A 20,298-nucleotide genomic window follows, 5' to 3' on the forward strand; every position below is an offset into this window, starting at 1 on the left:
GCCATCAACAATCGTTGGGCGAGCAGATCACCCAACCCGCGATCTCCACGTGCTGGCCGAAATCGTTCCAGTTGCCCTCGAAGCCGCAGCCATCGAGCCGACGCTCGATGCGGTCGCCCGGGTTGCTGTCGCCGCTCGGCTCGAAGCTCACCATGCAGCCGACGTCGCCGTTCACATCGGCCGTCATCCAGAATGGGCAGGGCTGGTTGCGGCAGACCGCGCTCCAGTTCTTGAGGCCCATCGCCTTGGGAAAATTGGGGAGCACATTGAGGAGATTGGCCGCCTCGTTGCTATTCCAGAGATAGAGCCGCTCCGCGTGCGCGGGCGTGCGGGTGACCACGATCTCCCAGCCGAGCGCGGCGCACATCGCCACATAAGGCGGCTGGGTCTTGCCCAGCGAGACGTCGTCGATTCGCAGCAGCGTATAGGCGCACTCGTCCGCGACCACCTCGCAGTGGACCTCGAGCGCCGCGAGCGCGCCGGCCCCGTCGGGGTCGAGCATGAACGGCCCGGAGACCATCTCCGGCGCGTGGACCTGCAGCTCGCTGCAGGTGCTCGGCAGGCGACAGGCGGTCCCGAAGCAGAAGCTCCCGCCATCGCATCCGGCGTCGTCCATGCAGCACGCGCCGCATGAGCCGCCGCAGTCGATGCCGGTCTCGTCGCGGTCCTGGACCCCGTTGCCGCAGCTGTTGACGCGACAGGTCGCCGAGCAGCCGTCGTGCGGATCGAGGTTGGCGTCGTCGCACTCCTCGACCTTGTACTGCAGCACCCCGTCCCCGCAGCGCGCGACGACACAATCGCCGCACGCATCCAGCGGGTCGAGATTGCCGTCGTCGCACTGCTCGCCCGGGGAGACGATGCCGTCGCCGCAGCTCGGGGCGGTGCACAGGTGCGTGCAGGTATCGTCGTCGCTCAGGTTGGCGTCGTCACAGGCCTCGCCGGTCGAGAGCAGCCCGTCGCCGCACTGCGGGAGCTTGCAGCCGGGCGCGCAGCTGTCGTTTGCGACCTCGTTCCCGTCGTCGCACTGCTCGTCGGCGTCGACGATGCCATCACCACACACGGCCTCATGCCCGGTCGACTCGCCGGTGGGCGCGGACGACGACGTGACCCCAACGCTCGAGCTCGACTCGGTCTCGCCAGCGGCGGTCTGCGTCATCCCACCGAGCATCGAGTCCTGGAAGCACCCCGGGAGCAGGACCAAGACCAGGACCAAGACCAGGACCTGCACCAGCAGGCTCGCGGCACCACGTTCGACCACCACGGCCGATGATGCCCGGGCTGGCACTTGCGATCAAGGTGGATGCCCACGCCCGGATCTGCGCCGACCCACCGCGCTCGCGGTGCCGCAGACCGTCACGCGAGCACCCAGGCACGAAACGACCGGCCCTTGATCTTGCGGGTCCTCAGGCCCTGCAGCGCGAACGCAGCGTGCTCGCGCCGGATCGCCACATAGCAGCGGCGCGCGTGGATGTCGATCTTGCCGACCTGCGCGCCCGCCAGGCCGATGTCCCCGGTGAGGGCCCCGAGCAGATCGCCCGCGCGCAGCTTGTCCTGACGGCCGCCTTCCAGGATCAACGTCGTCATCGGCGGCGGCGGCGGTCTGCGCTCGTCGGCGGCGGGTGCTGACGCCCAGCGCAGCGGCCCGCCCTGCGCGCGCTCGATCGCCAGGGCCCGCCCTCGCTCGGACGGCGAGCAAAGCGCCAGCGCGAGCCCCTTGTGCCCCGCGCGCCCGGTGCGGCCGATTCGGTGGAGATGCACATCCGGGTCGGTGGGCAGCTCCCACGAGATCACCGCCGCCAGCCGCGCGATGTCGAGGCCGCGGGCCGCGACGTCCGTGGCCACCAGCACGGCGCAGCTCCGGTTGGTGAAACGAAGCAGCACCTCGTCGCGCTCGCGCTGCTCCAGCTCGCCGTGCAGCGCCAGCACCGAGAATCCGCGCTGCCCGAGCTGGGCGCTGACATCCCGGACGTCATTGCGCGTATGACAAAAGACCAGCGCCGATTCGGGCCGGTGCTGCAGCAGCAACGCCGCGAGCGCGTCGAGCTTGCCCGCGGGCTCGACCGCGACGAAGATCTGCTCAATGTCCGCGTCGTCGCCGACGAGGTCGACCGTCACGCTGACGGGGTTATGCTGCAATCGCCGGCTCAACCCGCGGATCTCGTCGGGGTAGGTCGCCGAGAACAGCAGCGTCTGGCGCGAGCGCGGCGACTGTTCGACGACCGAGGTGATCGCCTCGAGAAAGCCCATATCGAGCATACGATCGGCCTCGTCGAGGACCAGGACCCGCAGCCCGCCGAGCTCGACCGTCTCGCGCCGCAGGTGATCGAGGATCCGCCCCGGGGTGCCGACGACGACGTGCGGGCAGGCCCGCAGCGCCGGCGTCTGCGTCCGCACGGGCACCCCGCCACACAGGGTCACGACGCGCAGGTTCGGGACAAAACGGGCCAGCCGACGGATCTCGCCGCTGACCTGATCGGCGAGCTCGCGGGTGGGGCACAGCACGAGCGCCTGCACGCAGGCGACCTCGACATCGACGCGGGTCAGCAGGGCCAGGCCAAACGCGACCGTCTTGCCGCTGCCCGTGCGCGCCTGGGCGATCACATCCTGGCCCGCCAGCATGCTCGGCAAGGCGTGCTCCTGGACCGGCGTCATCCGCGAGAAGCCCAACACGGCGATCGCCCGGGCCAGCGGCTCCGCGAGCGCGAGCGCGGCGAAGCCCGGCGGCATCGTCGACGGCTCAGAAATGGTGGAAGTCGATTCAGTCATGAACGCCAGAGACACAGCGCAAAACGTGAGCCATCTCGCGCACCCTAACTCAGCGCGCACGGCGTCGCAAGCCTGGTCATACGCGCCGCGGGCGCGGGTCCAGGAATGGCTGTGATAGAAGGCCCACGACCCATGCAGCCAGGCCTCGCCGCACTCCTCCACCCGCGCACCAGCCCCGAGCTCCTGGCCAGCTGGGCAGCCGATGAACCCTTCGTGGTGCATGGACGCAGGGATTCGGTCGCGGCGCTCACCCGCCTGCCGCTGCTCCGGTCCCTCGATACAATGCTCAATGCCTGGCCGGACCAGGTGCAGGCGCACTTGCCCGACGTCGCGGACGAGGCGAGCTCGATCGACGCATCGCCGCGAGACGCGCGCAAGCTGTTCGCCAGCGGCATGAGCCTGCTCTTCAACGACGTCCATGCAATCTCGACGACCCTGACGCTCTGGCTCACAGCGATCTGTCGCGACCTCGGACTGTCGGCGCTGACCCAGAGCCGCTGTCTGGTTTATGCGACCCCACGAGACAAGGGCACGGCGCCGCACTTTGACCAGAACATCAACCTCGTGCTGCAGCTGCGCGGGACCAAGAAATGGTGGCTCGCGCCCAACGAGCACGTGGAGCGGCCCCTGACCCGGCACACCATGGGCCTGCCCGTCGACCCCGAGCTGCAGACCTACGCGCGCACGCCCATGCCGCGGCGCATGCCCGCGGACAGCCGCCTCATCGTGCTCAAGCCCGGCTCGCTCCTGTTCGTCCCGCGCGGCACATGGCACGCCACCGCCGCGACCCAGGACGCGCTCTCCCTGAACTTCACATACACCGCGCCCACCTGGATCGATCTATTCATGGCCGCGCTGCGCAGTCGGCTGGCGCTCTCCCGCGAATGGCGAGAGACCGCAACCCCGGCCTCCGCGCCGGCCCTCGACGCGCTCCTGCGCGAACTCGGCGAGGATGCGCCGCACTGGCGAGCATCCGACATCCTGGCCGCCACCGAGGGCCAAAGCGAGGACGATGAGCTCGATCCTCCCGGGTCAGCAATTCCTGCGCCGCCCTTGACCTCCGTGACGCCCGACGATTAGCATGCCCCGATGTTGCGAACAGCCGGCGGCGGCGCGATGCTGGCAGCCGGGCTCGTCGGCCTCACGGCGTGCGTGGATTCACCGGAGCTGCCCAACCGCGCACCGCCAGGCTGGGCGGACGAGCTCGCGCTCAGACGGCCGCTCGACCGCAACCCGGACCCCCATATCCTCGAGATCGATCTGCGAGCGACGCCCGCCACGCTCGCGCTCTGGGACCTGACGCCCGCGACCCCGGTGTATACCTTCGACGGCGGCATCCCGGGCCCGCTGCTCGAGCTCGCGGTCGGCGACCGGCTCATCGTGCACTTCACGAATGACCTGCCGGAGCCGACCACGATCCACTGGCACGGCCTGCGCATCCCCGCCGATATGGACGGCGTGCCCGATCACTCGCAGCCGGCGGTGCTCCCCGGCGAGCGCTTCGACTACGATTTCGTCGTCCCCGACGCCGGCCTGTTCTGGTATCATCCGCACGTCAATTCGTCGGCCCAGGTCGCATCAGGCCTTTACGGGCCAATGTTGGTCCGGCCTGTCGACGCCAGCGAGGACCTCGCACCCGACGACGAGGTGGTGCTCGTGCTCTCGGATATCGCCATCGACGACGACGGCGCCCTGGTCGATCCGCAGTCGGGCGGCGACCTCGGCACCCTCTTCGGACGCGAGGGCAATGTGGTGCTCGTGAACGGACGGTGGCTACCGACAATGTCGGTGCGCAGCGGGGTCACCCTGCGCTGGCGCGTCGTCAACGCGGCCCGCACCCGCTACTTCCAGCTCGCGCTCCCGGGCACCAAGTTCACCCGGATCGGCAACGACGGCGGCCTGCTCGCCAGCCCGGTCGAGGAGGACCTGCTCCTCCTCACCCCGGGCCAGCGCGCCGATGTCCTCGTGACCCCCGACGCCGCGGCAGGCTCCCTGCAGTTCCTGACCTGGGTCCCCTACGATCGCGGCTTTGGCAGCACCGAGTTTCGCCAGGAGGAGCTCGTGATGCGCCTGGACTTCTCGACCGATGCACCGGGTCAGCCGTCGACACCGAGCTTCGCGCGCGCGCTCTCGCCGATCTCTATCACCGACGCGACCGCGGTCAGCCTGCGCCTGACCCAGATGAAGGACCCCGACGGGCACGTGGTCCTCGGGGTCAACAACGTCCCGTTCTCGGAGCTGGCGCCCCTCCCGGCGCAGATCGGTGAGACGCAGGTATGGACGATCGAGAACGAGATGGACTGGGCCCACCCATTCCACCTCCACGGATTCTTCTTCCAGGTCCTGAACGACGACGGTACACCCGAGCAACCGCTCGCCTGGCACGACACCGTCGACATCCCCGTCCACGGCAGCCGCAAGATCGCCGTGCGCTTCGACGAGCGTCCGGGCATGTGGATGTTCCACTGCCATATCCTCGATCACGCCGACGCTGGCATGATGGGGATGATCGACCTGGTGCCCTGAAGACATCCAGGTCGACATCCACCCATTACAGGCGTTCGACCCGCGCGGGCAGACCCGCGAATGCGCCGTCGACGTTGCCGGCCTGCGCCTTCGCCGTGCCGTTCGGCCCGGGCGAACCCGGCTGCCCCGCAGAACCCGCAGAACCCGCGGCGCCGTCGGGACCGGCCTTGGCCCCCTCGCCGGTCGCGCTGCCACCGGAACCCTTCGACCCGGCGGCGCCCGCCGACCCGGGCCCACCACCGGAGCCGCCCGTCACATCGAGCACGACCAGGGTCGCCAGTTCGGGGAACTTGGCGTCGTAGTCGAACTCGATCGCCCCCCCGGGTCCACCATTACCACCGACGCCGCCGCCACCGCCCACACCGCCGTTGCCGCCGGCGCCACCTGGATTGCCCGAGCCGCCGCTGCCACCGTGGCCACCGCTGCCGCCTGAACCGCCGCTGCCGCCCGGTCCACCCGACGCGTGGACGGTGAACGGCCGGTCCGGATGGACCAGGACGGTATCCTCGACGTCTCCGGTGATCTTCACGAGCGCGAGTCGCTCGTGAAACGGGGTCTTGACGAAGGTCGCATACACGTGAAGGTTGGGCCCGGCCTGACCATCGCCGCCGTTGCTGCCCTGTCCGCCCGCGACGCCCGCCCCGCCTTGCCCGCCCGCCTTGTCGGAGGCCCCGCTGGCGCCCGAACTGCCCGCGGCGCCCGCAGTGCCCGCGTCGCCGCTCATCCCCCCGGGACCCGCGCTGCCCACATCGGTAATGCACGAATATTCGGGCCTGTACTCCTTGGTCGCGTAGAACTTGGCGTCGTCCTTGTACGCCGTGGTGATCGCAAAGCCGCTGGCCGCGCTCACGAGCACGTCGGGGTTCGGCTGAAAGAAACCACCGTCGTCGATGGTGCCCTGATCGCTCGAGAACACGAACTCCTTGAAGTCGATGTGGCCGACCTTGCTAAAGGTGCCGGCCTTGCCCTCCCAGGTCTCCAGCGCCTTGGTCTTCCCCGCCTTCTTCTTGTGCTCCACCTCGGCGTATACCGCGACCTGGACAGTACTCCGCGGACAGATGGCTTCGCCCTCCTGGCGCAGTCCCGGGACCATCTTCGTCAGCTTCCAGTTGTCCATGTTGACGGCGCAGGCGACCGTCGCCAGCGCGGCGACGCCGACGAGCAGCGGGGAGAATGAGGTGAGAGATTTCCGGGACATGGACTTGTGACCTTTCATGGTGCGGCGTCCATCGCACGCGCCATCCTACAAGTAAACAGGAAACCTGCTCGCTGACCTCGGCCAGCGCCGGAGAACTCACGCGGGTCAACGATCACCGCAGGTCGCAATTCGGCGACCCACGGCCCGCCCGCGCCTGCCAGGATACGACCGGCCGCACTGCGGATCCCATATCGCCAGCGATCGTGTACCGTCGCACCCATGCCACAGATCGAGCTGTCGGGCACCGAACTGCACACGATCGAGATCGCGGGTAGCATCACCACAGCGGCCGCGCGCCCCCTGGTCCCCACCGCATTGCCGCTGCACGAGCTGGGCGAGGGCGCCGAGCTCGGCCTGCTCTGCTTCGCCATGCGTGGCCTCGGCCTGACCCGCCCGCTCCGCCTCGGCCCGCGCCTCGACTACGGCGAGGCGCTGTGGCGCGTGGGCGTGCACTGGGCCGGTCAACCGGCATGGTTTGCGGTCGCCTGCGACCTCGACCACATGCTGGTTCGCCGCCTCGGCGCGGCGCTCGTGCGCTACCCGGTGCGCCGGGCCGCCGTCGTGGTCGAGCACGATCGGGCCCGCATCGACCGCGGCGGTCAGCACCTCGAGGTCTTCGCGGAGGTCGGCGACGAGACCCCGCCGCCGCTACCACCGCGACCGCTGCTGGTCGCCCATGGCGGAAATCTCTACACAATCCCTTGGCGCGAGGAGCCCGCGCCGCGCCGTCACATCGCCGAGATCACCGTCGAGGACAGCGGGCTCAGCAGGGCGACCCTCGGCGCTGCACCGCGGTGGCACACGCGAGGTCTGGTACACGGCGGTCGCATCCACCGCTGCGGCGTCGCATCACCGGCGTGAACGACCTCGCCTCACTGGACTTCCTTGCACTCCCACACATCGTCCGTGATCTCCCAGATGCGATCGCCGCACGCCTCACCGGAGGCCATGAGCCGGCGCTTCGCGGCGGTCGCTAGTTCGACGGCCAGGCTCATATTCCGCGGCGCCGCGTCCGGAGCGTCGCCCTCGCAGCGCACGCGCCACTTCAAGGCGCAGCGGACCGCGAAGTCGCAGGTGTTGTGCACCTCGAGCGACATCCCCTGGGCGACGTTCTCGGGCGCGACCTGGACGCACTCGGCGACGCTGGTCGCTCCCTGACTCTCGGTGATGACGGCGGCGTAGGCGAACAGGGCCCACGGCGCCGCGAGCATGACTCGGCGCATGACACGATCCTCTCTCGCGCCCGGGTCCGGGTGAACGACCGGCGCTGGCCCCCAAGACAGCGACGCCCCGCGAAGGTTCCCGTGCCGACGCAGCCCCCTGTCGTATCGCCGCCGACCAAGATCGCGCGAGCACACCGCGCAATGCGGCGTAACGCGGGAGCTCATGCGGGAACTTGTCCGGGGTTCATGCCGCGCCGCCGATCGATCACCATCGTCTCGCTCGTCCTCCTCGTCGACCCGACGGGGGGATGCACGAGCTCCAACCCCGCCTTCGCCCTCGATGGCGACCCGCCGGGCCTGACGGACGCCACCGATGCGCCAGCCAGCTCGAGCTCCGATACCAACACACCGACCACCGGCCCCGGCTCCGCGAGCAATTCGGCGAGCGCCGCGACCACCGACGCGGCGACCAGCAGCGGCGACCCGACCGCTTCAGACAGCTCCGGAGGCCCCACGACGGGCATGCTGGACACCACACAGGGCGCCGGATCGACCGGTCCCGCGGACACCGACGCCTCCAGCAGCGGCGGGCCGAACGAATGTATGGACGCCGTCGTCGGCGAGCCGGCCCGGCTCGAGATCAAGAAGGATGGCCAGGTCCTGCTGGCCTGTGGCGGCGCCATCAGCCTGACCAATGCCTTCGCCAAGTTCTCCGGCTCGACGCTGAAGCTCTACAACAGCGGGACATGCATGCAAACGGGCCCGCTCTATGAGGTCACCGGCGTGAACTTCGCGATCAAGGCGAAGGACCTCGGCGAGGGCTGCTCGGACGTCCGCATCGAATGGGCCGTCGCGCCGCCCTGCGAGGTCACGGGCTTCGGCCTCACTCGCGGGGACAAACCAACCTATGTCGGTGCATTCGGCCGCCTCACCGGGCCGGCCGGCTATACCCCGTTCTCGACCGAGCCTCTGTTCGACTGCGGCTGCACGGTCGACGACGTGGCGTGCTGCGAGCACCTCTTCGAGCAGAACCAGCAGGTGTACCAGCCCGGGGCCTACACCCTGGCGTTTCCGGGCGCGATGACCGATATCGCCGCGCCGGGCTCGATTATCGGCAGCATCGACGGCTCCGACTATCTGTTCACAAACCTGCGCTCCCAGGTCCACGAGAGCTGCGACGCGGCCCCCTCCCACGTGTGGCTCGACATCCGCTGGTGGGCGATGGCGAGCGACTGATCGACACGCGAAGCCGCGGTCCGGTGATGCCGCGAGACCCCACGCTGCACGTACGCAGAAGCCAGCGTACAAATTATCACCGACGCGTAACAAGCCCCACGATGCGGGAACACGGACGACGGGCGCCTCGCTGCGCTCATTGGTCACAACCCTCGTTCGCGGAGCACCTCATGCATCGTCATTGGCTTGCCGGGATCACATCGTTCTGTCTCCTCCTTCCGATCGCCTGCGGCGGCTCCGACCCGGGCGGCGGCACAGACGCGAGCACGGCCAGCGGCAGCGGCGGCAGCACCGGCGCGGTGACCAGCTCCGCCGCCACCACCTCCACACCCGCGACCGACTCCGCCTCGGCGACCGAAGGCAGCGGCAGCGCGAGCGCGAGCTCGGGCCTGACCAGCACCAGCGACACGCCAACCACAGATGTGACGACCGGGGCGGCCTGCGGGCCCGGCGAGGTGCTGTGCGGCCAGGGCTGCGTCAACACGGACTCGGACCCGGAGCACTGCGGCGCCTGCGGCATGGCCTGCGCGCCCGACGAGATGTGCACCCAGGGTCAGTGCATCCTCATGGGCACCTGCCTGCCGGGGCTGGTCCTGTGTAACGCCGAATGTATCGACGTCTCGATGGACCCGCTCCACTGCGGCAGCTGCAACAACGATTGCAACAACGGCGACTCCTGCGTCGCCGGCAATTGCGTGCAGGGCTGCCCGGTCGGCGCCCAGCTGTGCGGCATCGACTGCGTGAACGTCGAATCCGACCACGACAACTGCGGCGCCTGCGGCCAGGCCTGCGCCCCGAACGAGGTGTGCGGCGGCGGGGCCTGCCTGGCGATGTGCCCGATGGGCACGATCAAGTGCGGCAACGACTGCGCCGACGCCAGCAGCGACCCGCTCCACTGCGGCAGCTGCAACAACGACTGCGGCGGCGGCCAGACCTGCACCAACGGCCAGTGCACCTGCGACGGCGGCCTCCTGGCGTGCCAGGGCGGCTGCATCGACCCCCAGACCGACCCCAACAACTGCGGCGACTGCGGCAACGACTGCCAGGGCGACTGCGTCAACGGCCAGTGCGCCTGCCCCATGGGCGAGATGACCTGCCAGGGACAATGCACCGACGTGCAGACCGACCCCGACAATTGCGGGCAGTGCGGCAACTCCTGCGACGGGAAGCTCGAGGTCTGCGACGCCGGCGACTGCGCCTGCAAGCCCGGGCTCGAGCTGTGCAACGGGCAATGCGTCGACACCGCAAACAACGCCCAGAACTGCGGGCAATGCGGCAAGACCTGCAACAACCAGCTGTGCGGCGGCGGGATGTGCGTGGCCCAGTGCGGTGGTCAGTTCCCCAACAAGTGCGGCCAGACCTGCACCAACTTCAAGGACGACCCGCTGCACTGCGGGTCGTGCAACAACGTGTGCGACAACAACGAGATCTGCGTCGACGGGCAGTGCGAGAACTTCATCATCCCGCAGTGCAACCAGTGCCCCTGCAACGAATGCCAGGGCAACACGGACAAGTGCTGCTTCAACCAGTTCGTCAACCACACGGTGTGCGCGGCCCAGTGCCCGTGACCTGAAACAGCGCCACGCCCCCGGATCTGGTGCGCCAGATCCGGGCTTCACGGCTTCTTCACGGGGTCTTCGGCCCGGCGAGTCGAGCCTCCTGGGCGCAGGTGAGCTCGCAGGTCGCACGATTGGTCTCAATCATGCCCGTGCCGCCGCGGCACGGCTTGAGGCACGCGCCGAGAGCGTCCAATACCGCCGACGACGGGGCCGCCGGCAGAGCGACCACCGCGCTCTTGCACGACCCCAGGCAGCTCTCGGACGCCTTGTCGCCGCTGTAACAGCGGTCCATGCAACGCATGACATATTCCACCGGGTCGGAGCCGACCACCGCCGCCGGGTCCCCGCCCGCGCCGCCCTTGTCGCAGTTGAAGCGACACGCCGCCTTGTCGGCGTGCTTGAGCGTGGACGCGTCGCAGGCGAGCAGGCAGTTGGAGAATTCGCTGCGTTCGCTCGCGCTATCGGTGGGGCGGACGTCGGCGGCGACGACTGGAGGCGTTGCATCGTGCGGCGTCGCATCGTGCGGCGTCGCGGCATGCGGCGGGGCGGCATGCGGCGCAGCGACCTGACCGTCGCCTGGCACCCCCTGGCCCGCAGCGCCGGACTTCGTGGCCCCGCCGGTGACGGCGCTGCCCTCGGGATCACAGCCCGCGGCGATGATGAGTGTGGTGATGAGACAGGCGACGCGAATGGACATGATGGCGCCAAGCCTGGCACCATTTCGCCGACCGGCATGCCGGGCGCGACGTCCCCGTCACGCCTGCCCCGGGCGCTCGATCCCGGCGATCGGCCCCGGCGACAAGGCCCGACTGCGCAGAAAACGCAGGTCGCACCGCCCAACCGACGCATGCATCGTGCGGCCACGCGAGCGTGCTCTGGCGATCTGTGCGGTGCCCAGGCGTCAGGGACCTCCCACTGCCCGATCGATCTTCGCGCTCGCGGTCGCGCGCGCGTGATAGCATCGCCACCGCGCCCGCAGTCTCGCGGCGCCGGAGACAGGCATGACGCGTTCCTCCCCAGACCTCGCGCTGGCCCTCGCCGGGGCGGCCCTGTGCCTCCTGACCGGCTGCTATCAGGGCTCCGCGCTCGAGTCCGCCGGTGCGAGCGCGAGCAGCACGGGTCCTGGCGCCGCCGACGACAGCTCGGCCGGCGACTCCGGCGACTCCGGTGACTCCGGCCAGGTGGTGCCCGAGGATGTGGTGCCCGAGCCGCTACACCGGCTCAACCGCCTCGAATACAACAACACGGTCCGCGACCTGCTCGCCACCAACCTCACGCCGGCCGACAGCTTCCCGCCGGACAACGTGACCCTGGGCTTCGACAACGTCGCCGAGGGTCTGACCCTGACCCCGGCGCAGATGGACCTCTACGCCACCGCGGCCCGCGAGCTCGCCACCGCGACCCTGGAGACCGCGCCGCGTTACGCCGAGCGGATCGGTGCCCGCGGCCACGCGACCGCGACGGGTCAGGCCGGCACCGCGTTCGACTGGGGCTGGTCGATGTCTCGCCACGGCGAGGGCCTCGCCTTCCCGGTCGAGCTGGCGCAGGACGAGAGCGTCACCGTCTCGATCCTCGCCGGCGGCGACGCGGTCGGCGAGCCCACGCCCGAGATGGGGCTGCAAGTCGACAACGTCGAGGTCGGCCACTGGATCGTCACCTCGTTGCCAACCGCGCCCGTCGTCTACAGCGTGCAGGTCCCGCTGACGCAGGGCCCCCACGCGGTCGTCATCACATTTCCCAACGGCGCCGACCAGCCCGCCGACAACATCTTCAACTCGCTCGTCGTCGGTTACCTCGACCTCCGCAGCGAGGCCACCGTCGTCCCGCCCGGCCGCGCCCTGGTGTATGTGTGCGAGCCCGCCGCGGCCCCCATCCCCGAAGATTGCTACCGCACGATCGTCACCGGATTCACCGCGCGGGCCTGGCGACGCCCGCTCACCCAAGCCGAGGCCGACGCGATTTTTAACTTGTGGCAGCAGCTGCGCGCCGCCGAGGGCGACGACGTCGCCGTCGGCCTGGTGGTTCGCGCCATTCTCATGTCCTCCAAGTTCCTCTACCGCCCGAGCTTCGCGGCCGCTGGCGCCGACGACTCACAGGGCGCCGCGCCACTCGACGATCACGTGCTGGCCAGTCGCCTCTCCTATTTCCTGTGGAGCAGCATGCCCGACGACGCGCTCCTCGCGGCCGCCGCGTCCGGGGCTCTGCGCAGCATCGAGGGCCTGCGCGACGAGGTTCAGCGCATGCTCGCCGATCCGAAGGCCACCGGCCTGCGACGCGGCTTCGCCTCGCAGTGGCTGGCGACCAGGGCGCTCGCGCTGCACGCCCCCGACCCCACCACCTTCCCCACATTCGACGAGCCGCTGCGCGCCGCGATGATCGCCGAGACCGAGCTCTTCTTCGGTGATTTCATGATCAACGGGCGCCCGATCGGCGAGATGATGAACCCCGACTTCGCCTACCTCAACGATCGCCTCGCCCAGCACTACGGCATGCCGCTCCCGGGCAGCCCCACGCCCACGCGGATCGACCTGCCCGCGAATACCCGCCGCGGGCTGCTGATGCAGGGCGCCTGGCTCACCGCGAATTCGGCCAGCAATCGCAGCTCGCCGGTGAACCGCGGGCGCTGGATCCTCGAGCAGCTCCTGTGCACACAGATCCCCCCGCCGCCGCCCAATATCCCGCCCCTGATGCCGCCCGCCGAGGGCCAGACCCAGCGCGAAATGCTGGCCCAGCACCGGGCCAACCCGGTGTGCGCCGGCTGCCACGATCTCCTCGATCCCGCCGGCCTCGGGATGGAGGGGTACGACGGCGTCGGCGCCGAGCGTGACCTCGAGAACGGCCAACCCCTCGACGTCTCGGGCGCGATCCCGCCAAATACCCCCTTCGAGGGCTCCGGCGAGCTCGCCCTGCTGCTCGAGGACGACCCGCGCTTCGTCGAGTGCCTCACCGATAAGCTGTTCGGCTACGCCCTCGGCCGCGAACGGGCGATCGAGGATATCGCCTACCGCAAGCGCATCAACGCGGCGTTGCCCGCCGCGGGCGGCACCCTCGACCAGCTCATCGAGCTCATCGTCACCTCCCCGGCCTTCCGCCTACGGACCGAGAAAGCAGAGTAGATATGCGCTCCTCTCGACGAAAGTTCCTCGGCGGCGCCGGCGTCCTCGTGGCATTGCCGGCCCTCGGCATCTTCCGGCCGCGCTTCGCCCGCTCCAACGCCGATCCGCCGCCGAGGCGCCTGCTCGTATACTTCCTGCCCAATGGTCGGGTCCCGGCGAATTGGATCCCCCCGGAGTCGGGCCCCGAATTCTCGTTCCCGGCCACCCTGGCGCCGTTCCAGGGCCTCAAGGGCGACCTCATCTGCCTGTCCGAGCTGTATCACACCTCCGCGACCCTGTCCGCCGGGACCGGCGACCACGCGCTCGGCACCGGCAGCTGCCTGACCTGCGCGCCCTACCCGGACGGCGGCCTGCACGGCGACATCTCGATGGACCAGGCGCTGGTCAAGGCGCTCCAGCCCGCCACCCGCTTCCCGTCGCTGCAATGGGGCGCCGGCGAGCCGATGGCCTGCGACTTCGGGGCCGCGTGTAGCTATACGCAGAGCATCTCGTGGGCCGGCCCGCTGGCGCCGCTGGCCCCGATCATCAATCCGCTGACCGCCTTCAATCAGCTGTTCGCCGGCTCGAACGAGGGCGCCACCGCCGAGGCCCAGGCGATCCGCCGCGAGTCGCTCAAGAGCGTCCTCGACTATGTCCTGACCGACGCCGACAGCCTCAGCGTCCAGCTCGGCGCCGAGGACCGGCAGAAGCTCGATGAGTACTTCACCTCCGTGCGCGAGCTGGAGACCCGACTCACCAATCCTGCCGGCGAATGCGAGTCCGGCCCGGCCCCCGCCGACGCGCTCGACTATCCCGGCCGCGTGCAGGCCTTCAACGACCTCATCGCGCTCGCGTTTCAATGCAACCAGAGCCAGGTCATCACATTCATGCTGGAGAACGGCCTGAGCGGCCGCTCGCACCCCTTCATCGGCGCCCCGGGCGGCCACCACGGTCTCACCCACGGGGCCGGCGATAACCCAGCGGCCCAGCTGCTCCTGCTCGAGACCTGGCAGGCCCAGCAGGCCGCCGCGCTCGCGACCAAGCTCAAGAGCATGCCCGACAGCGACGGCAGCTTCATCCTCGACAACACCGCCATGCTGGTCCTCACCGACATGGGCGACGGCGGCTCGCACGACCACACCAGCCTCGCGCAGGTGATCGTGGGCCGCTGCGGCGGCGCCCTCAACACCGGCCAGTCCATTCACTGCGGCGGCGCCCCGCTCGGCAACATGTACGTTTCGCTGCTGCGCGCCTTCGGCGTCGATACCACCAGCTTCGGCGTCGACGGCGTCGCGCCGCTGCCCGGCGTCAACGTCTAGCCGCGATCGACGCCGCGATTCATCACACCCAAGCAAACTGGAATCACCGCTCAAAGCCACACCGCGCGAGCGCATCACCACGAAGCCAGCGAATGTTCAGGCGGATCTCGCGCCCAGCGTTCTCTCCCACAGATGTGGACCACGGTCAGGCTGCCCGGGCGCCACCAGAAGGGCCACGCACGACCGGCGCGACCAGCGCGACCGCCGGTCCAGGACGCCGACGGCCGATCTGGCCCTCTGTGTGGTCTGCCAGGCCAGATCCGAGGAACGCTTCGCGCTTGCCGGTCTTCGGCGGCCTCTGATACACTCCGGCCGCTTTTCGCGGATTATGCGCAGCACAAGAGGTTACTGATGTCGCAGACGAACGAGGGGCCGGCGCGGCCCCGCTGGGAGCGCGCGATCACGGAGATGTTCCGCGGGTTGTGGGAGTGGGGTGTGCTGTTCTGCCTCATCGCCGTGTCGCTGGGCCTCGCGCTGTGGCCGCTCAGAGACTTCGAGGCGATGCGCTTCATCGTCAAGAACGACCTCTCGGTCGTGCATCGCTCGCAGGCGCTGCTGGCCGTGCTCGTATCGATGGTCGTGACGACCGCCGGCTATCTGCTGGTGTGGCTGCGTGCGCGTCGGCGCGAGCCCGGCCTTGCGGTAGGCGAGTCATTTCGTCGGACCAATCGTTTCGCCTTTGTACTGCTGATATTGCCCCTGCTGACCGCGCTGGGTGTCCAGCGCATCGAGGTCAAGCAGCCCGTCTTCACCTCGTTCCTGCTGGTGACGATCACGGGGCTCGCGTGCTTGTTCTTGTACAGGGTGTTTGCGCGCACACTGAGCCCCGGGCACGAGCCCTTCCAGCCGGCTCGCCACCCGCGTCGGGCCCTCGCGTTCTTCATCGCAGCGGTGGTCGGCTACACCGTGTTGATCACCTCCTACGCGGTGATCGACCACCGCAACCTCGGGACGGCGATCTACGACCTCGGCATCTACGACAACCTGGTCTGGCAGACCGCCCACGGACACTTCCTCGATTGCTCGCTGATCAAGGGCGGCAATCACGTCGTCGCCCACTTCGATCCCATCATCGCGCTGATCGCCCTGGTCTATCGCCTGTACATGCACGCCGAGACCCTGCTGGTGCTGCAAACCGTGTGGCTGGCCAGCGGCGCGATCCCGCTGTACATGCTGGCCAGGCGCCGTCTCAGCAATGAGTGGTTCGCGGCGATCCTCGGCCTGATCTACGTCCTGTACCCCGCCCTCCACGGGGTCAACATGTTCGACTTCCACAGTCTCGCCTTCGTGGTGCCGAGCGCGATGTGGGCGGTCTACCTGCTCGATACCGGCGGCTTCAAGCGCTACTGGCTGGTCGTCGCGCTGCTGCTGATCACCCGCGAGGACATCAGCCTGCTCAATTGTTTCATCGGGGCCTACGCGATCCTGATCGGGCGCACCCGCACAGGGCTGGTCACCATCGCGGTGTCGCTGACCTACCTGGTGCTGATCAAGATGTACGCGATGGCCGACTCGGGCCTGATCATGGACGGCAAGGCGGCGGTCTCGTACGCCTATTTCTACGCCGAGATGATCCCGCACAAATCCGAGGGGGTCCGCGGCCTGGCCGTCACGGCGCTGACCAACCCCCTGTACGCGCTGCAGGTCAGCTTCAAGGAGGAGAAGCTGCTGTACTTCCTCCACCTGCTGCTGCCGCTGCTGGCCCTGCCCTTCGCCGCCGGCAAGAAGCTGGTCCTCAGCGTCTACGGCCTGCTGTTCATCGGCCTGGCCACCCGTCACCACGTCTACTCGCTGCACTTCCAGTACTCCTCGCTGCTCTTCCCCATGCTCTTCGCTGCGATCCCGGATGGCCTGCGGCGAGTGACCGACGGCCCGCGGGTCAAGGCCCTGGGGATCGAGCGCGCGCCGCTGGCCTGGACCTTGCTGTTCGGAATGCTCGCAGCAACGCTGGTTACCACCATCAAGTATGGCGTAATCGTCCCCAATGCCTCGTTCAAGGCCGGCTGGAACCGCCTCGCGCGTATTCCGACCCCCGAGATGCACGAGCGCTACCTCTGGGTCCAGCAGATCGCCGCCACCATCGAGCCGGACGCCGCGGTCACCATGACCAGCGCCGTCGGCCCCCACTTCTCGAACCGGCGCAAAGCCTACCATTGGCCGAATGTCAGCGACGCCGACTACCTCGTGCTCAACGTAAAGAGCTTCAAGAAGGAGGACGACCGCCGACTCAAGCGCCTGCTGGACAAGAAGCAGTTTCGCCTGGTCCAGGAGGAGCACGGCGTCGCCCTGTACGTGCGTATCGATGAGGAAGAGGCCGCCCTGATGCGGACCAGCGAGCAAGCCGAGAAGGCCGAGAAGAAGGCCGCCACGTCGGCGTCCCGTCGCAAGCCAGCCGCGACCGCCACCACGGACCCTGGTGCTGCCACGGAAATTGCCACTGGCACTGCTACTGGCATTGCCACTGCCACTGCCTCGGGCACTGCCTCGGGCACTGCCACAACCGACCCCGCCCCGAAACGGGCACCGGCGAGCACCACCAGCAAGGGTGGCGCGGGCGCCCCGCTGAGCGGAACCGGCGCAAAGCCGACAACTCCCGCCAAGCCGACACCGGCCGTCGCCCCGCGGTAGCGAGGTCCTCCGCGGTCAGGGCTTCTCGTGGTCACCAGAGGGGTGCGAAATCGACAGCGCCCTGCGGCGAGCGGCCTGCCCCGCGATCCCCATCAGACCGATCGCAATCGCCGTGAAGTACACGACCCAGAAGCCCAGCATGGCCAGCAGGACCGCCTGCTCCTGCGAGACCCCCTCGCGTCCCAGCACCAGGACGAACATCGGCTCGCGCGTCCCCACACCTTGAAAGCTGATGGGTAACAATATCGTGAGCCCGCCGAGCGCACTGGCGGCGATCACGGACCAAGGCGAGACTTGAATCGCCAATCCATCGGCGAGAACGAGCATCGTCCCCATATAGCCTACCCAGCTGATGATCGTCCAGAGCACCAGTTCGCAGAGCTTGGCGAACCTCACACAGGGTAACGTTGCCTCGAACAGCGATTTAATCCGCTCCGCCTGATTCGGCATGTTACGAATGATCGGCCATGACTTCACACTGGACGCGCACCATTGCACGATCCGCTGCCCGCCGAGGATCGCAGCGATCACGACTCCGGCGAGTACGGCGAACGAATAATATCGCCCGGGTGGAGGCAGGTAATTATGGATCAAGGCGACACAAGCGATGATAGACAACAGCGACACGTCCAGCACCCGATCGAAGAGACATGATACCAAAGCCCTTGACCACTGGACATCGCGCGCGATCAGCACCCCGATCCGCGTGATCTCACCGACCCCGCCGATCGTGACCATGCCATAAAATATGCTGGCGAAGAATGCGAGTATACCCTCACGATGGGGTAGAACGATGTCGTAGGTGCGCACGAGCCGCAGCCAGCGCAAGCACTTCAGGCACGCGTTCACCGCGAACAGCAAGGCCGCGAGCGCAAAGTGAGCGCCGGAGATGTGGCTCATCTGGGCGATCATCGCCTCCCGATCCAGGCGGGCCAGCATCACGACCAGGATCGCAAGGCCGACAGCCGGAAGGCCCAAACGGAGCCTGCGCAGCCACTTCGAGGCTAGCATAGACTCTCACCGCTGCGGAAACTGCGCGACGCCGATGAGCCAAGGAAAGCACGAGAAGACCCGGACCTCAGCGAAGTGCGCCGCCAGCAAGGCGCGAAATGTACGGTGATTGAAATGCTGGATATGCTCCGGATGATCACCCAGACGATCGAGGTACTTCCCACGCGCCAGATTGCCGAGACGAAACCAGGGCTCCCACGGCACCGAAAATAGGGCGAAGCGGCGCGTCCACGTCGCCAGGTGCGCCACCGCCAGGTCTGGCCGCTCAAGGTGCTCGAGCACCTCAAGCTGCATGACCAGGTCCGCCGGCTCGGCGCGCAGGTCGAGCGTGAAGAGGTCGGCCACGGTGAAGCTCAAGCCAGGATTCAGGGCCCTCGCAGCCGCCACCGCCGCCGGATTGAGCTCGAAGCCGCGGTAGTCCACGCGAAAGGGCAGCTTCTGCAATTCGTGGGCGACAAGCCCCTCGCCGCAACCAACGTCGATGATCTGGGCGGGGTGGATCCATCGAATCTCGGCGCAGATGCGCTGGAGAAACCGTTGGATCACGAACCGCATGAGCGGGTTAGGAGTCGCGTACTTCGCGTAGTTGCTGGTGCCTGGATTTGTGTCGATGGGCATGACGCTCCGGCAGCAAGTTGCTGCGAATCAGGCCGACTCCGCGGAGCGGGCCACGGCGGGGGGCTGGCCGGCTGCGGCGGGCAGCTCGCCCTGAGGCGCCGACGCACTCAGGGCCCGGGGATCACGCCAGGTGATTTCGTCGGAGATCGAGAAGATCTCTTCATTGCGGATGGTGGTGCGGACAAGCAATTCGGCGACCAGACCGAGGCCCAAGAGCTGAACACCGGCCAGCGTCAGCAGCACGCCCAGCGTCAGCAATGGACGCGTTCCGATCGGCTCACTCATTGTCCACAGCACGGCAAGGTAGGTGAGCAAGGCCATTCCGACGGCCGCGAGGCCCGCGCCGGGCAGCCCGAAGAAGTGCAATGGGCGGGTGCGAAACCGCGTAATCATGAGCACGGTGAGGAGATCGAGGAATCCGTCGAAATATCTCCCGGCTCCAAACTTGCTGACCCCATGCTTTCGTGCTCGATGATTGACCACCAACTCTTCGATACGAAACCCGCGGGCGCCCGCGAAGGCGGGCAAGAAGCGATGGAACCCGCCGTAGATGCTCAGTTCGCGGACGCACGCGCTGCGGTAGGCCTTGAACCCGCAGTTGAAATCATGGAGCGCTACACCGCTCACCTTGCGGACAATGCCGTTGAAGACCTTGGAGGGCAGCGTCTTGTCGAGGGGATCGTGGCGGAGCCGCTTCCAGCCCGAGACCAGGTCGGCCCCAGCCTCGATGCGCGCGACGAAGTCCGGGATGAGCGCCGGGTCATCCTGGAGATCGGCGTCGAGGGTCATCACGATCTGCCCACGCACGCGTGCGAAGCCGGCGGCCAGCGCCGGCGACTTTCCGAAGTTCTTGCGAAAGTGCACCACGCTCACGTTGGCGTCCCGCGCGGCCAACTCATTGAGCTTCTCGCGACTGCCATCGCGGCTACCGTCGTTGACAAACAGGATCTCGTAGCTGCGCGGCATGGCCGAAATGGCCGCGACGATTTGTCCGTGGAGCTCGTCGATGGAGTCGACCTCGTTAAACACCGGAATCACGACGGAGAGGTCGGGCGGCTCGAGGGAACTTGGGCACATGGCGAGGATTTGTTTAACAAAATCGCGGGCGCTTGGCGAAGCTAAAACGATCCGCGGTCAAGCTCACGCCATCGTTGCAAGGCGGCGGTCGCGGACTGCGAG

At 68.2% G+C, this 20,298-nt stretch carries 17 protein-coding genes; 8 read left to right on the forward strand and 9 right to left on the reverse strand.

Features of this window, described 5'->3' with window-relative positions; translation table 11 throughout:
• Positions 1-4: 4 nt before the first annotated feature.
• Together IPJ59_RS14055 and dbpA are read right to left on the reverse strand one after the other, a co-directional pair.
• Positions 5-1,258, reverse strand: coding sequence for a DUF4215 domain-containing protein (locus IPJ59_RS14055; protein WP_293272104.1), 1,254 nt, complete (start codon positions 1,256-1,258; stop codon positions 5-7).
• 95 nt (positions 1,259-1,353) lie between these two features.
• Complete coding sequence (gene dbpA / locus IPJ59_RS14060; RefSeq protein WP_293272105.1) at positions 1,354-3,381, reverse strand: ATP-dependent RNA helicase DbpA; 2,028 nt, start codon at positions 3,379-3,381, stop codon at positions 1,354-1,356.
• Here dbpA and IPJ59_RS14065 point away from each other — a divergent pair.
• Together IPJ59_RS14065 and IPJ59_RS14070 are read left to right on the forward strand one after the other, a co-directional pair.
• Positions 3,268-3,846: a JmjC domain-containing protein gene (locus IPJ59_RS14065; RefSeq protein ID WP_293272134.1), complete on the forward strand. Its 579-nt coding sequence runs from the start codon at positions 3,268-3,270 to the stop codon at positions 3,844-3,846. The genes dbpA and IPJ59_RS14065 overlap by 114 nt on opposite strands.
• A gap of 9 nt (positions 3,847-3,855) precedes the next feature.
• Positions 3,856-5,292 carry a multicopper oxidase family protein gene (locus IPJ59_RS14070; protein WP_293272106.1) on the forward strand — a complete coding sequence of 479 codons (1,437 nt, stop codon included), beginning with the start codon at positions 3,856-3,858 and terminating at the stop codon, positions 5,290-5,292.
• A gap of 25 nt (positions 5,293-5,317) precedes the next feature.
• Here IPJ59_RS14070 and IPJ59_RS14075 read toward each other — a convergent pair whose 3' ends face one another.
• Complete coding sequence (locus IPJ59_RS14075; RefSeq protein WP_293272107.1) at positions 5,318-6,490, reverse strand: hypothetical protein; 1,173 nt, start codon at positions 6,488-6,490, stop codon at positions 5,318-5,320.
• 219 nt (positions 6,491-6,709) lie between these two features.
• On the opposite strand from IPJ59_RS14075, the gene IPJ59_RS14080 reads away from it, so the two are divergent.
• Positions 6,710-7,351, forward strand: coding sequence for a hypothetical protein (locus IPJ59_RS14080; RefSeq protein WP_293263171.1), 642 nt, complete (start codon positions 6,710-6,712; stop codon positions 7,349-7,351).
• An 11-nt stretch (positions 7,352-7,362) separates the two neighbouring features.
• On the opposite strand, the gene IPJ59_RS14085 is transcribed toward IPJ59_RS14080, so the two are convergent.
• A complete protein-coding gene (locus tag IPJ59_RS14085; protein WP_293263169.1) occupies positions 7,363-7,713 on the reverse strand; it encodes a hypothetical protein in 351 nt (116 codons plus the stop codon).
• A 186-nt stretch (positions 7,714-7,899) separates the two neighbouring features.
• On the opposite strand from IPJ59_RS14085, the gene IPJ59_RS14090 reads away from it, so the two are divergent.
• Positions 7,900-8,889 carry a hypothetical protein gene (locus IPJ59_RS14090; protein WP_293272108.1) on the forward strand — a complete coding sequence of 330 codons (990 nt, stop codon included), beginning with the start codon at positions 7,900-7,902 and terminating at the stop codon, positions 8,887-8,889.
• 178 nt (positions 8,890-9,067) lie between these two features.
• Here IPJ59_RS14090 and IPJ59_RS14095 read toward each other — a convergent pair whose 3' ends face one another.
• Positions 9,068-9,298 carry a hypothetical protein gene (locus IPJ59_RS14095; RefSeq protein ID WP_293272109.1) on the reverse strand — a complete coding sequence of 77 codons (231 nt, stop codon included), beginning with the start codon at positions 9,296-9,298 and terminating at the stop codon, positions 9,068-9,070.
• 13 nt (positions 9,299-9,311) lie between these two features.
• Here IPJ59_RS14095 and IPJ59_RS14100 point away from each other — a divergent pair, with 13 nt between their 5' ends.
• Complete coding sequence (locus IPJ59_RS14100; RefSeq protein WP_293272110.1) at positions 9,312-10,457, forward strand: MXAN_6577-like cysteine-rich protein; 1,146 nt, start codon at positions 9,312-9,314, stop codon at positions 10,455-10,457.
• 58 nt (positions 10,458-10,515) lie between these two features.
• Here the strand turns inward: IPJ59_RS14100 and IPJ59_RS14105 are convergent, their stop codons facing one another.
• A complete protein-coding gene (locus tag IPJ59_RS14105; RefSeq protein ID WP_293272111.1) occupies positions 10,516-11,145 on the reverse strand; it encodes a hypothetical protein in 630 nt (209 codons plus the stop codon).
• A gap of 304 nt (positions 11,146-11,449) precedes the next feature.
• Here IPJ59_RS14105 and IPJ59_RS14110 point away from each other — a divergent pair, with 304 nt between their 5' ends.
• The 3 genes from IPJ59_RS14110 to IPJ59_RS14120 all read left to right on the forward strand — a co-directional run bounded on the left by IPJ59_RS14110 (position 11,450) and on the right by IPJ59_RS14120 (position 17,490).
• Positions 11,450-13,564, forward strand: coding sequence for a DUF1592 domain-containing protein (locus IPJ59_RS14110; protein WP_293272112.1), 2,115 nt, complete (start codon positions 11,450-11,452; stop codon positions 13,562-13,564).
• A gap of 2 nt (positions 13,565-13,566) precedes the next feature.
• Entirely contained in the window at positions 13,567-14,862 is a 1,296-nt protein-coding gene (locus IPJ59_RS14115; RefSeq protein ID WP_293263159.1) for a DUF1552 domain-containing protein, read from the forward strand.
• 351 nt (positions 14,863-15,213) lie between these two features.
• Positions 15,214-17,490 carry a DUF2079 domain-containing protein gene (locus tag IPJ59_RS14120; RefSeq protein WP_293272113.1) on the forward strand — a complete coding sequence of 759 codons (2,277 nt, stop codon included), beginning with the start codon at positions 15,214-15,216 and terminating at the stop codon, positions 17,488-17,490.
• Positions 17,491-17,505: 15 nt separating this feature from the next.
• On the opposite strand, the gene IPJ59_RS14125 is transcribed toward IPJ59_RS14120, so the two are convergent.
• Genes IPJ59_RS14125 through IPJ59_RS14135 form a run of 3 tightly spaced genes read right to left on the reverse strand, consistent with a single transcriptional unit; the run spans position 17,506 to position 20,196 of the window.
• The gene (locus tag IPJ59_RS14125; protein WP_293263155.1) at positions 17,506-18,501 is read right to left on the reverse strand and encodes a lysylphosphatidylglycerol synthase transmembrane domain-containing protein; all 996 of its coding nucleotides are present in this window, start codon (positions 18,499-18,501) and stop codon (positions 17,506-17,508) included.
• 6 nt (positions 18,502-18,507) lie between these two features.
• Complete coding sequence (locus tag IPJ59_RS14130) at positions 18,508-19,119, reverse strand: class I SAM-dependent methyltransferase (protein WP_293263153.1); 612 nt, start codon at positions 19,117-19,119, stop codon at positions 18,508-18,510.
• 27 nt (positions 19,120-19,146) lie between these two features.
• Complete coding sequence (locus tag IPJ59_RS14135) at positions 19,147-20,196, reverse strand: glycosyltransferase family 2 protein (RefSeq protein WP_293263151.1); 1,050 nt, start codon at positions 20,194-20,196, stop codon at positions 19,147-19,149.
• Between the last annotated feature and the right edge of the window lie 102 nt (positions 20,197-20,298).

The organism is Nannocystis sp., from assembly GCF_016714285.1.
GTDB lineage: Bacteria > Myxococcota_A > Polyangia > Nannocystales > Nannocystaceae > Nannocystis.